Origin of the sequence: Shewanella sp. GutDb-MelDb (assembly GCF_002836075.1) — a bacterium.
Taxonomy (GTDB): domain Bacteria; phylum Pseudomonadota; class Gammaproteobacteria; order Enterobacterales; family Shewanellaceae; genus Shewanella.
This window is the reverse complement of the sequence record NZ_PJBM01000263.1, coordinates 75138-88481: the sequence shown is the minus strand read 5'-3', so window position 1 is coordinate 88481 and position 13344 is coordinate 75138. Positions and strand designations below refer to the sequence as shown.

Here is a 13344-nt window from a genome sequence, read left to right as displayed (position 1 = left end):
ACATTGAATAATAAGCATTTGCCTAATCACCGCGCTATATAGGCGATAGTATAAATAGCCAGAACATGATTCTGTTCAATGACAATAGCTGCTGATTTCAATTTATTAAACAGCCTTATTCAGCGTAATGTCTCTTGCCTTCGCTCTAGATTCAGGTAACGTTAGAGTTATATCAATCGAAAGAAGAAGCGCTTATATGAAGTCTGGTAAACATGATGTACAGCTACTTAAGCTCGCGATGGAAATCGGAGTAGGTTACGCCAAGAAAAGAGGCTTTGCCGACTTTGGTCAAGGTATTTCCCCCAAAGACAAAGTGGAATGTATTTACCGATTATTAGTAAAAGACAACTTGATTCAAGCTTTGTCAAAAGACAAAGAAGATGGTCCAAATATGAAACACAAATTAGTGCTGTGGATCAGCCGTCAACTTCCCGAAAACCACGAATTACTGAACTAATATATTCCGCAATCGAGCCTGTCGCATCTAATGCGGTAGGTTCCCCGCTAATCTCGCCAACAACGTCACCAACAACGCCATTAATAATACTTCGGTGTTGATCGATCAAGAGCCGCTTTACGTATTAATTTTTATGAATAAAATAAATCCTAAAAAACTGCTGCAAAGTAAGTGGACCGCACTAAAGCCGATGCAGAAACAGAAGCACTTTATGGTCACTAAAATGGAATTTGATGAAATGGGAGATGTGGAACGCTGCCAAATTGAAGCGGTATTAACCCGCACTCAATATGACATTAATTGGCGCGAGCTAACCGACGAAAGCTGTTGGATATTTGGTTGGAAATAAGCCGTTCGATACTCGTAAAGCACTTACAATGTTTCTTTACTAGGCTCTTCAACTGAACATTTCTGCTCATTAGTATCAGCTTGTTTCTTTTGTGCACAATCTTGCTCAAGTGGCATTGCTGCTAAATATAGTGCTTGGGCGAATAAACCTTGGTATGACTTCATGTTGACGACCTCTCAAAACTGGGATAATTGGTTGGATATGTGCTTTAGGTCAAAGTAATCTGGTTCAGACTATTAGTAAAATGAATAATAGCCATCAACTAGATTCCAAATAAGCATGAACATCCAAATAAAAAGTTTACACTGCTTCCTAACCCTAGTCGAAGTTGGCAATTATACTCGGGCAGCAGAGAAGCTTCATCTCACTCAACCTACCTTAACGAAGATGATCCAACGCCTTGAAGATAATCTCGGCCAGCCTTTACTGATCCGAAATAATCAAAAGGTGATTGCCACCGAAGCAGGCAGAGCTTTAGTGTGCACTGCGCAACAAATAGTGGGCCAATGGCACCGACTTAGGGAAGATCTCAATAACTTAAATGGATTACAAACAGGCCAACTTAGGCTTGGAGTATGCCCAATGATGGGCGAAATGATCATCGAATTAGTCGCTCATTTTCGACAGAAATATCCCGGAATTGAACTCAGTATTCAAGAACTCGGCGGCTTTGGTGCAGAGCAGGCGCTGTTAAATGACAGTTTAGATTTGACCTTTACCGCATTACCGACAACACATGCTCAGGAGTTTAACAGCTTAGATCTTAAGGGTTACCCCTTGCTTGCTTGCATGCCAAAAGATCACTTACTAGCTAAAAATGAGAGTATTAGCTGGCAAGATCTAGCGCCTTACCCATTCATCTTATACAACGATGATTTTTCACTGACAAAGCTTATTTATCGATTAAGTCGCGCTGCCAATGTCGATCTTAACATTGCCGCTCAAAGTGGCCAGTGGGACTTTATTGCCGCCATGGTTGAAGCCAAGATGGGCGTGGCTATTTTGCCTAAACCTATCTGCCAGAAAGTTAATTCAGAAAACCTTATTTATAAAACTCTCTCGCCGCAACTAACATGGGATTTAGCACTTATTTGGCGGAAAAATTTACCCCTGACACCTGCCGCATCAACTTTTTTAAAACTAAGCAAAGAGTTAAGTGCAAACTAAAGCAAATCATTGGCAGATCGAATAGCTAGTAACGTGTAGCGATTCGGTGCATTCGTTATCATCACCGCATTGACAAATTCTGTCTAACAAGAAATTGCGGAGCTAGATATGACAAAACTAATTAATTTATTTAAAACCAGTATCTTGGGAGGGTTTCTTGTGGTCTTTCCTTTGTTACTGCTATCTCTCATGGCAGATGAGTTAATTGATCTTTTGATCGGCCTGTCAGATCCTTTAGTGCAACTTTTACCGAATTCGAGCATGAGATCAGACGTTGATCCATTAGTGTTAGCACTACTTGCATTAGGCCTGACCTCATTTATTTTTGGCCTTTTTTTAAGATCGACTTTTATGACTAATCTATTTACCTGCATTGAGCGTAATACTATAGGTCGCTTAACCCTTTATCGCTCAATAAAACAAATAGCGAAGGGCATTTTTCGTGATAATAGCTCCACAGAAGCCCACGGACAGAACGATAGCGGCTTTCGAGCAGCATTGCTTTGCAACAACGATGGTAGCCAACAATTTGCTTATCTTATTGAGCAGGATGACAGATATTCTACGGTACTTATCCCTTATGCCCCCGCAGGATTCACTGGACCAGTAAAAATAGTTAAAAATGAAAAAATTGTGGTGATTGAGAACAGTATTGGTGATGTTAGCGCCGTATTAAGTCAATGGGGCAATGGAGCATTAGCATTGACTGCAAAACATACTCGATAGGTTTTACGGGAACGTTAGGAGCATAATAGGAAACAGTTTTTCCCCTGACGTTTCACTTGATACATAGCCTTGTCAGCTTGTTCATATACATCGCTAAACAGCTCGTTTTTACCAAAAACGGCAATGCCGATACTCAAGCCAACCTTAATACTGTGATTTTCGATATTTAAGGGCTGTGCAAATAACTGCAGCATTGCATTCGCCACTGTTTCTAATTGTACACTGGCTTTTGATGGGTATAGCACCACAAACTCATCGCCTCCTAAGCGCGCAATATCGGTTGTCTGCCCTAGATATGAAGTTAAAATATTAGCAATACGGATCAACAAGCTGTCACCAAACTTGTGACCATAGTGGTCATTATTGGCTTTAAAGTCATCCAGATCGATAAACAGTAGCGCGCCACCTGCACCCTGTTGTAATTTTGACTGTTCAAAGGCCTCCATTAACGCTTTACGGTTCAATAAACCGGTTAGAGGGTCTTTGTGTGCCAGTTCAGCTAAACCCATTTCATAACGCTTCTCTTGGGTGATATCGATATGAGTTCCCATAATCCTAATCGGATGACCATGTTCATCAAATTCAACAATTCGGCCGCGATCTGACACCCAACTAACGCTGCCATCCTTATGTAACATTCGGTGAGTCACTTGGTAGGAGTCTGTCTTGCCTTTAACATGGTCGTCAAAGTTGGCGACAACCCAATCACGATCTTCTGGGTGCAAGTTACCCTTCCAACTGTCGACATGAGCGGCAAGTTCATCGATGGTATACCCCAATAACGACCCCCATTCCATATTGAACATCGTGAGGTTACCTGACGGAATATGTTGTTCCCATAAACACAAACCTGTGCCATCTAACGCCGCATTTAGCTTTTCTTGCAATACAGCATTTTGTCGAACAAGCTCAGCCTGATCATCTCTAAGCTGATTATTTTCTTGTTCCAGAGTGCTAAGCATTTTTTGCAGCTTGGCTTGTTCAGTCTTAGCTTGATTCATTAATCGTAATACTGATGAGGTCAGCCATTCAGCCCCTCATCAATTGAGCCCTTATGCTTATGATTCAATCATTGAAACTACTGTCATCGTTTGTTAAACACAAGCTTATTAGTACTATCGACTGACTATCCGTAAAAATAAGGTAAAAAAATACCCACATAAAGGTGGGTATTCAAACGGTTTTTAAATGCTAAAACAACGCACTAAGATCAGTGCGTTATTTACATTCAATATCTACGCGACTGGCGATACTACAAACAGTAATTCACCCTGTGAAACCTGCTGAGCATTACTATTAAGAATGCGCTCGATACGGTATTGCTTATCTTCAGGGTACAGCACAGCGTTCTTACGGTTAAAGCCTGCGAGTGTTAGTTGCGAGAACATCTTCATTGCTTCTGTAAGCGCTAAAGTCTGATCCACTGTAACTATGTCGCCTTCTTTAACGAAGTCTGCTTCACCAGGTGCTGGAGAGGTATAGAAGATACCTGCACCTTGCGCCATCACCTTAAGTTCATTACTTTCGCCAACACGTAGTGATTCAGTATCAACACCGACGGTTTCTGCAGCTGCTTCCATCTCGGCGATAAGCTCAGGAATATCAAGCTCAGCCATAAAGCGTGGCAGGTAGTTGGTATCATAAACGCCTTCATTGAAGGTGCCATCTTTAAGGATGCGAGTTAACAATGGAATGTTAGTCGCAATGCCCTTGATAACAACTTCGTTTGCAAGGTAGTCATGAAGCTTGTTAATGACATCTTCACGGCTTTCACCACGACAGATGATCTGTGCAATCAAGCTATCGTAGTAAGGTGATACTTCTTTACCTTCACCCGCGATAGAGATGATTTCAATATCATCACGCTCTGGCATCTTATATTCGCTAATCAAACCTGGGTTTGGTATTAACTGCAATATGCCATTGCTATCAAGCGCTGCTTTCTCAGCCGTGACACGCACTTCCATCGCATAACCGATGCTTTGTGGCTCTAAATCTGCAATAGAGCGCCCTGCTGCAATATCAAAACCGGCACTGACAATATCGATGCCTGATGTTGCTTCTGTTACTGGATGCTCTACTTGCAGACGGGTATTCATCTCCATAAAGTAGACTTCATTTGCGTCTAAGTTATAGATGAACTCTACCGTACCCGCCCCCATATAATCGGTTGCATCACCTAATAAACGCGTATATTCCAGTACTCGCTGTTTTAGCTCCTCAGGCAACATTGTTGAACCTGATTCTTCAACCACTTTCTGGTTGTTACGCTGTACAGAGCAATCACGTAAGCCAAGTACTTTAGTGTTACCAAACTGGTCACGCAGCAATTGCACTTCGATGTGACGTAGTGAAGTTACGTATTTCTCTAGGTAAAGATCACCGTTACCAAAGGCCGCAGCGGCTTCGGTAGAAGTTTTTTGGAAAAATTCAATCATGTCTTCAGGACGTTCTACAACCTGAATGCCTTTACCGCCACCACCTTGTACTGCTTTAAGCAATACTGGGTAACCAATTTCAGTGGCAACGTTTACCGCTTGCTCTGCATTGGTCAAAATACCGTGGCTACCAGGAACGACAGGTACGTTTTGGTCTTGCGAAGTTTTAATCGCATTCGACTTGTTACCCATGGTCGTCATGCTGTGAACACTCGGGCCGACAAAGTTAACGCCATTGTTAACACAAAGGGCTGCAAACTGCGGGCTTTCTGATAAGAAACCGATACCAGGGTGCAATGCATCAACATTTTCGTATTCAGCCACTTTCAACACTGAATAAGCATTGAGGTAACTTTCATCAGAGGTGTTACCACCAATACAAACTAGCTTGTCGTTCGCTTTTAACATGTCAGCAGGCACTGATGTCATATCAGGGTCTGATGCAACCAACACGACATCAATCTTGTTGTCGTGTGCTTTACGAATAAGCTTAACCGCGGTACAACCACGAGCATGAATCAATACTTTATTGATTGGCTTCATGAGTGCGCGAGGATCGTTCTGAACAATCTCTTCATCTTCAACAGACATTTCAGGTACAAGCGTCGACAGGGCATTACCAATGATGGTGCTAATATTACCCGTCGGCTTCGGCATCAATGGGTCGATGCTGCTTAGCTGGTCATCCAACGTGGTGGTGAATGGGTTTTCAACGAGGGCATTCATCGCGCCAGGGACTTTCGACAAGTAGTTAGACAGTGTCGCCGTCGAAGGTAAGTATGCAGGCACAACCATTTGACCCGCAAACGGCATGTTGGTGCCAGACAAATAATAAGTTTGCACCAGAGGATGCGTCACGAAACTTGCCTGTGCGCCACCGGTACAGTCACCATAACCAAACATCAATACTGGCAACTCATTGTCACGAATAAAGCGAGTGATACGGTCGTTAACAACAGCCATTGAGAATAATGCTGCTGCACCTTCTTTAGTCTGCATACCGCCAGAGCTGATAAAACAGATAACCGGTAACTTACGCTTAGCACATTCAATTAATAACGCGCTGAATTTTTCAGCGGCAGCCATATCGAATGCACCCGCTTGGAATGCCGTGTTTGATACCGCAACACCGACGCGCATTGGCTTGCCATCTCTTTCGAAATCAGCAAGGCCGGTAATCAAACCACAAGGGCGAATACCTTTATCGAGTGCATCTTCAATAGAGAGACGGAAACCAGGGAAATTAAGCAGGTTAGCCGAAATTTTATCACCGTTGATCTCTTCAAATTGAGTGAAGAACTTAGCAACAATCGCCTCCCAACCCATTTTTCCTGCGCGCTTTTCATCGCGAAGTACCTTTTGGATCAGTAGATCTTGGTAACCCATGGTCAAACGGTTCCAGAAGTCTTTACGACGACCGATACGTACAGGGTTAATGGCGCCAGTGTATTCATTGTTTTCTTCTTCACTGTCGAAATACTCTGGGAGTAAACGCTCGAAGAAGTAAGTTAATATAACAAACAGACTGTCGTTCAATTGTGGGAAACCAACGCTCTTCCACTGCTCTGTGCGAGTCAACAGTTCTGCGCGGTTTGATTGCGACATAAAATACTTAAGCCACTTGTAGAACTTGCTCTTATCGTTAGCCACATCTTGTGTAGACAATGCTCTATCAATTGAATCATGTAGCAAGTTATCAACTGAACTACGAGACAAGCTTTTAGACATCATCGCTTCTTTCGCGATTGATGCTAAGTTACCCACAACGTTGTCATACAGTGCGTTGAATACCAGAATATTGTGGCATTGCCAGATAAAGTCTTCGCGCAACTCATCATGGATAATAACATCGAGAACAGTTAGTTGATTTAGCTCAGGCCAATCTGCTTGAGTGACTTCAGGTGGTAATGTCTCAAGGTAGCTAATAAGCCCTTTGAAGTTGTTTTCAGCATTACCTTTCCAGCGGTGAAAGAGCGACCAACTGATGTTAAAGATAAGGGCTTTACGCGCTTTCTTATAGTTCTCTTTTGGTTCACCCAAAATCAAACGCGTTAGCATATTACGTTCGGTAGATACATCATCACGCTTGGCGATGAAGTTACCCCAAAGCTTATTCAACTCTTCGTCATAAACCAGCTTATCTGGGTTAGATAACCAAGATTGGAAAACTTTGTCCTGTTCTTGTTGAATACGCGCTAACAAGTCACCTTCAGGCACACTGACTTTAGATAGACGACCATACTGCTCTTGCGAGATAGAATGGATACGGCTACGCAGTGTTAAGTATCGCAGGTAACGGTAAGTGCTACCAAACAGGTTTAAGTGCATCGTTGGGTTGTCAGCAACCGCAAGCTCTGCATTGACCTCTAGTGCTGCTAAGTTTTTAGAAGGGTCTAAAAAGCGCGCTAGACTGCGGTCATAGTGTTCACGTAAATCATCAGACTCGCGAACAAACTGCACAGCGGCTTTTTCAACAGCTTCAACACTGCTGATAATCGCACGGCGTAGGTTATGTTGGCGCTCATCTTTGTCTGATGGCGAGAAATCGACGATACCGTCGATACAACCCGATGTGTACAGCTCTTCTGGCGAGACGCCCACAGATTTTGCACATTCCTGCCAAGACAAGTTGTACTTGCGCGCAATGCTTTGTAGGCCTTGTGGCTGAATCGTGTTGAAGATACCGTCACGCAGTGACAATAGAATGTTTGCAGCAGCCAGTGGAATAGCACCACCAGAGTAACCAGCACCAATCACGATACCGACTGTAGGTACGTCAACATTGGCACTCTCTGCAATCGCTTTAGAGATTGAGTGAGCTTGGTTTTGGCTGTTAGCGATTTCACCTGCATCAGCACCTGGAGTGTCGATAAGGTAGATAATAGGCATAGACAATTCGGCAAAATGACGAATCGCTTTACAACACGCTAAGTGATGTTCAGGCATCCACGCGCCGTTAGCCGTTGTACGCTCTTGTGCAATAAAACCGATACGGCGAGTACGAGATCCAAAATTCAGTTCAATCTCTGCACTATAAAAAGGGCCGCTGTGAGTTTCGGTAATAAGCTTACCTTTAAGATCCGCAATCATGCGTTTAGCACCAGGGCGGTTTTTATCTTGCGTCGGTTGGATCACCTTAGTGACATAACCATCGACGTCTAATCCAGCCAAATCTTTTAGATTGGCTTGAATGGTATCGTCACCGAGAAGGCCTTTTATCTCCTCAGATAATGTCTGTTTACTGTGCTCAGGAAACAAAGAAAAGTCTTTTGCCAAATGCTCTGCTTTTAGAAAAAGCGGATCTGCACTTTGGGCTTGAGTCATGTTAACGGGCTGATTTTTGCTGGTCATCGAAAGATCCTCTGCGTTTAGCCTCTGAAATTTTTAGCCCGTAAATATAACTTTGTTATCAGGTCAAATGCTATTAAACTGCACTAGACGCTTTGTTCCATTTTTGAGACAGTGAAGATAACATGCCAGATTTAAACGGTATGATGCTGTTTGCAGCGGTAGTTAGAGCTAAAGGGTTCTCTCAAGCCGCCCGCGAAATAGGCATGCCAAAATCAACCATTAGTCGTAAGGTTGCCCAGCTTGAAGAGCAGCTAGGGGTTCGGCTTTTACAGCGAGATACCCGCAATTTGAGCTTAACTCAAGTTGGCGCGCTTTTTTATCAGCATTGCACCAGTATAAGCGATGAAATAGAAGCTGCCAAAGCGACTGTCGAAAACACTCACAATGATGTTTCGGGATCGTTGCGCGTTGCTATTCCTGTGTCTTTCAGCCAAGAACTCATTGCGACATTATGCAGCGGTTTTATGCGACTCTATCCTAACGTAGAGCTTGACGTGCAATTTACTGATAACGATATTGGTTTAGTGGGTGAAGGCTACGATATCGCGATTAAATATGGCCCATTACAATCGTCCGATTTAGTCGCCAGACTGTTATTTGAACGCCAACCCATATTGGTGGCAAGCCCTAACTATTTAAAAATTCACGGTACTCCAGCTAACCCGCAAGAGTTAGCCGCTCATAGTGGCATATTACTAGGGACCTCTCGCTCTGCCCCAATTTGGCCACTGGGTAAAGGCGCCAGAAAAACCATGGTCAACTTTAAGCGTAAGGTCAGGGTTAATAGTGCAGTGATGGTTAAGCAGTTAGTCATGGATGACTTTGGTATCGCAATGCTCTCCAATTCCGTCTGTAAAAACGAATTAGCCAGCGGCTCACTGGTCCCTATTTTACAAGAGTGGCCAATGGAAGCCTTTAAAGTGTATGGCGTCTATTCCAGTCGTCGTCAGCTGGCGACCAATATCAGCGTTTTTCTAGATTTTTTCCATAAACGTTTTACCAGCCAAGAGTCATTACAATCTTTGATGGTCTAGCTTTAGTTTAAATTGATTTAGATGACCTGCTCAAATTGCAGGATCTGTTTCACTAGCTTTTGCCTAAGGTGAGCTTGTTGTATGTTGGCAAGATCTAGATTTAGCGCAAAGAAGACTGTGCTTTCACCTTTCTCTACCCAACCCACCCACCAGCCAATATCCGTTGCGCCATTGTTCGCATAACCTGTCTTGGCATAGATGGCATAACTGTCAGCGGATTCTGTTAGCATCACTTGCTTCATTATCGATTGCGAACGCACACTTAAGGGCAACGTATTGCCATGCAAACGCTGCAGAAACTGAATTTGTTCAATAGCACTAATTCGAAGTGAGCCCTCTAACCAAAACCTATCAAGCCCTCCGCCTATCAATTCATTACCATAGTTTAAGCTAGCTAACATATTGGACATTCGCTGCTTACCGATATCACGAGCAATCTGCTGAAATATTGGCACCACTGAGTATTGAAATGCACTAGAGAAGCTATGGTCTTGATTCCATAAATTAAACGAACGCGGTTGCTTATCCCAACGGTATTGATCCTCGGCATCGGTAACCACACCCAATTCTAGCGCGATCAAGCCGTTAGCTATTTTGAAGGTAGACGCAGGAATAAAGCCTGTTTGTGCCCTTAACAAATTATTGGTTAATAACTGCCGTTTTTCAGCGTTAAATAACACCAATACGCCGTTAACATCACTGCCACTGAATATAGGATCCCAATTAGCAGTATACTCAGGCTCTGCCACAACCGAACCTAACAATACTTCGTTAGAGATCTCATCATTAGCATCAACAATTAACGCTATTGCCGCTAATACAATCAGTAAACCTAACAAAAATATCCTAGCCATTTATTCTGTCCTTTGCCTGTTTTAAGTCATTACTTGGGCCGTTCATTAGCATTATCATTGCGGCGTCATCATGTTTTTTATCATAGCGGTTTTACGCTTGAACTTTATGGCGATAACAGGATAAATAGTGGCCAAAAAGTGGCAATATTAACGATGTTTAAATCATCATTTCCTCACCGCTTTCAATGTAACTCTCGCTAAGGCATACTAAAAACCGTAATTTAATAGCCACTGAATGTTGTTTTTTTAACGTTAACTCGCCCGTGACTCAGGCAGCTTATAATAAGAAAGGATATCGCAATGAGAACACCTAGCATGGCGTTAATGGCGACTACGCTATTAATCGGTCTAAGCTCAACTTCCGCCTATGCAAAAGTCGATGTTGAAGAAGCTCGACTCCCCGCAGCAACGGCAGCCATGCCAGAAGTGGTTAACCGTTATCAAGCTTTCGTGACTAATCTGTCTGAAAAATATGTCCAACACTCTGATGAGCTAAAGATCACCCAAATGGTGGCGCATCAAGGGTTACGCTTATGGCAGCAAGCCGTTAGAGATGTGCAATCAGGTCATTTAGACGATCGCTCTCTTTATTGGAACCGTCTCGCCATGCGTGACCTATTAAAGACTCAAGACCCCGATTTTAAAATGGCAACTTGGCAACGAGATATTCTTATCAAGGCTGTCGAAAAATCCTCTCGTGGCTTAAGTGATATTCAGTTTAAAGATGATGCCGAGATTAAAATATTGCTCACAGGCTTCGATCCTTTTTTCCTCGACCGTCATATCGATCAGAGCAATCCGTCAGGGCTGGTCGCTTTAGCACTTGATGGCTATCGCTTTAGCGTGAATGGCAAACAAGCCCAAATAGAAACGGTTATGATCCCAGTGCGATTTGCCGACTTTGACGAAGGATTAATTGAATCCATATTAACCCCCATTTATCGTGACAACAGTGTTGATATGATTTTTACCGTCAGCATGGGCCGCGATGAATTTGATATTGAACGTTTTCCTGGCCTCAATCGCAGCGCAGCAGCTCCCGATAATCTCAACGTACTGACAGGCGCAGACAAACAAGCCCCTATGGCACCGCTGTTTAATGGTGGCACACTCAATGGGCCTGAGTTTGTTGAATTTTCATTACCTATAGCAGCGATGCAAACGGTTACTGGCCCATGGAAAGTTAACGACAACCACACTGTTTCCACTCTAACAAAAGGCCAGTTTCAGGCGAAGTCGCTAGCTGAGCTGCAAAGTGCAACCTCAGTGGAGGGCTCTGGCGGTGGTTATCTATCAAATGAGATATCTTACCGCGCCATATTGCTACAAAAGCAGTTCAAAAGTGTTATTCCAGTCGGTCATATTCACACCCCTCGCATAGCCGCTTATGACGTTAAAATCGAGCATGATATTGTTGAGCAAGTCACCGCCATGGTAGAGGCCGCGGCGACAACGCTATAACCTTTTCTGGTGTGGCACTATGCACTCAGGTAACATTGATGGGCTCGCCCTTTGCGAGCTCATCAACCGTGAGTTACCGATTCAATGTTCAAAACGCTTAACCCTTTTAAGTCCAAGCGGATATTAGCCGCAAAACCTGCCAACCATCCGGCAGTGCCTTTTGCCGATCCACTGCAACAGTGTATCGCCACCCAAGTGGAACATTGTTATCAGGTTGCAGAAGCAACATTAGGGCAGGTATTCCCACGCCCTGAGATCAACTTTAAACTGCGCGGAAAAAGTGCGGGCACCGCTCATTTACAACTTAATAAGCTACGTTTTAATCCACAGCTCCTACAAGATAACCAACAAGCTTTTATCGACGATGTTGTACCACATGAGATCTGTCACCTACTAAGCTTCCAACTTTATGGCAGAGTAAAACCTCACGGGGTGCAATGGCAGCATTTAATGCTCAAGCTTTATAGTCGCCAACCTCGCACTACACACAGTTTTAATACACAGTCTGTTGAGGGTAAAACCTTCGAATACCTGTGTGGTTGCGGCAGCGTCAATCTCAGCATTCGCCGTCACAACAAAGTACTACGTGGTGATACTCAATACCGTTGCCGTAAATGTGGCCAAAACCTGCGTGATGCCATTAAAAATTAAGCCCATCAGCCACTAACAACATTGCCCCGAATCCAAGCCTCCCTTACAATCTGCCCAAACGAGCATCAGTTTCGTTACCGAGATTAATTTTAGGGATTACGTTTGAAAATATCGATATTCAAAGCGCTCACACTAGCGCTTAGTCTTATATGGCTCACGCCACTACCGAGCTATGCCTTAGCAAAACACCCCACCAGTTTTAGCCAAGCTAAAAGGCTCGCTAAAAAGCTCTATATAGAATCGTTACCCATTACCAGTTTCTATTGTGGTTGTGACATCAAAATTAACGGCAAAAAATGGCAAACTGATTTTAACCGCTGTGGTTATCAAGTTCGCAAGCAGCAAAAAAGAGCCGCTAGAATAGAGTGGGAACATGTTGTTCCCGCTTGGGAGTTTGGCCATCAACGTCAATGCTGGCAACAAGGTGGACGAAAAAACTGCGGCAAGAACGATAAACTGTTTAAAAAGATGGAATCCGACCTACATAACCTTGTGCCAGCAGTGGGTGAAGTTAACGGTGATCGCAGTAACTATCGATTTAGTCAGTGGAATGCTCAGCCTGTGCAATATGGTCAATGCAGAATGAGCGTTGATTTTAAAGCGCGTAAAGTCGAGCCACCGAGCTACACCCGGGGCAAAATAGCGCGAACTTATCTTTACATGCAAAGCGCATATTCTTTGAAAATATCCCGTAGCCAATTAAAGTTATTTAAAGCATGGGATAAAAGCTATCCAGTTGATACTATTGAGTGCAAGCGAGATCAAGAAATTGCAAAGGTACAAGGTAATCACAACAACTTTGTGCAAGCTCATTGTAAACAGTTAATCTCAGCAACAAACATCGCAGAATAAGGCT

General features: G+C 43.4%; 12 protein-coding genes. 8 read left to right on the top strand and 4 right to left on the bottom strand.

All coding sequences use genetic code 11. The annotated features are described in order from the left end of the window. Nucleotides 1-196: 196 nt before the first annotated feature. The gene (locus tag CXF82_RS20945; protein WP_101092386.1) at nucleotides 197-457 is read left to right on the top strand and encodes a DUF5062 family protein; all 261 of its coding nucleotides are present in this window, start codon (nucleotides 197-199) and stop codon (nucleotides 455-457) included. A 133-nt stretch (nucleotides 458-590) separates the two neighbouring features. Continuing rightward, on the top strand, nucleotides 591-806 hold the full coding sequence (locus CXF82_RS20940) for a TIGR02450 family Trp-rich protein (protein WP_101092388.1): 216 nt from the start codon (nucleotides 591-593) through the stop codon (nucleotides 804-806). Nucleotides 807-829: 23 nt separating this feature from the next. On the opposite strand, the gene CXF82_RS22425 is transcribed toward CXF82_RS20940, so the two are convergent. Then, nucleotides 830-970: a hypothetical protein gene (locus tag CXF82_RS22425; protein WP_157822934.1), complete on the bottom strand. Its 141-nt coding sequence runs from the start codon at nucleotides 968-970 to the stop codon at nucleotides 830-832. Between the two features lie 115 nt (nucleotides 971-1085). Between CXF82_RS22425 and CXF82_RS20935 the strand changes: the two genes are divergently transcribed. Together CXF82_RS20935 and CXF82_RS20930 are read left to right on the top strand one after the other, a co-directional pair. Next, a complete protein-coding gene (locus CXF82_RS20935) occupies nucleotides 1086-1973 on the top strand; it encodes a LysR family transcriptional regulator (RefSeq protein ID WP_102039578.1) in 888 nt (295 codons plus the stop codon). 108 nt (nucleotides 1974-2081) lie between these two features. Continuing rightward, entirely contained in the window at nucleotides 2082-2699 is a 618-nt protein-coding gene (locus tag CXF82_RS20930) for a hypothetical protein (RefSeq protein ID WP_102039577.1), read from the top strand. Nucleotides 2700-2713: 14 nt separating this feature from the next. On the opposite strand, the gene CXF82_RS20925 is transcribed toward CXF82_RS20930, so the two are convergent. Together CXF82_RS20925 and CXF82_RS20920 are read right to left on the bottom strand one after the other, a co-directional pair. Next, nucleotides 2714-3700, bottom strand: coding sequence for a sensor domain-containing diguanylate cyclase (locus tag CXF82_RS20925; RefSeq protein ID WP_232775030.1), 987 nt, complete (start codon nucleotides 3698-3700; stop codon nucleotides 2714-2716). A gap of 234 nt (nucleotides 3701-3934) precedes the next feature. Further along, the gene (locus tag CXF82_RS20920) at nucleotides 3935-8488 is read right to left on the bottom strand and encodes an ATP-binding protein (RefSeq protein WP_101092394.1); all 4554 of its coding nucleotides are present in this window, start codon (nucleotides 8486-8488) and stop codon (nucleotides 3935-3937) included. A 122-nt stretch (nucleotides 8489-8610) separates the two neighbouring features. Here CXF82_RS20920 and CXF82_RS20915 point away from each other — a divergent pair, with 122 nt between their 5' ends. Next, complete coding sequence (locus CXF82_RS20915) at nucleotides 8611-9522, top strand: LysR family transcriptional regulator (RefSeq protein WP_101092396.1); 912 nt, start codon at nucleotides 8611-8613, stop codon at nucleotides 9520-9522. A gap of 17 nt (nucleotides 9523-9539) precedes the next feature. Here CXF82_RS20915 and blaOXA read toward each other — a convergent pair whose 3' ends face one another. Beyond that, entirely contained in the window at nucleotides 9540-10376 is an 837-nt protein-coding gene (gene blaOXA / locus CXF82_RS20910) for a class D beta-lactamase (protein ID WP_102044880.1), read from the bottom strand. Nucleotides 10377-10676: 300 nt separating this feature from the next. Here blaOXA and CXF82_RS20905 point away from each other — a divergent pair, with 300 nt between their 5' ends. The 3 genes from CXF82_RS20905 (at nucleotide 10677) to CXF82_RS20895 (ending at nucleotide 13340) form a co-directional block, all read left to right on the top strand. Further along, on the top strand, nucleotides 10677-11837 hold the full coding sequence (locus tag CXF82_RS20905; RefSeq protein ID WP_102044879.1) for a pyroglutamyl-peptidase I: 1161 nt from the start codon (nucleotides 10677-10679) through the stop codon (nucleotides 11835-11837). Nucleotides 11838-11921: 84 nt separating this feature from the next. Then, nucleotides 11922-12488, top strand: a complete 567-nt coding sequence (locus CXF82_RS20900) for a SprT family zinc-dependent metalloprotease (RefSeq protein ID WP_101092401.1) — start codon at nucleotides 11922-11924, stop codon at nucleotides 12486-12488. A gap of 108 nt (nucleotides 12489-12596) precedes the next feature. Further along, complete coding sequence (locus tag CXF82_RS20895; protein WP_102044895.1) at nucleotides 12597-13340, top strand: endonuclease; 744 nt, start codon at nucleotides 12597-12599, stop codon at nucleotides 13338-13340. Nucleotides 13341-13344 lie beyond the last annotated feature (4 nt).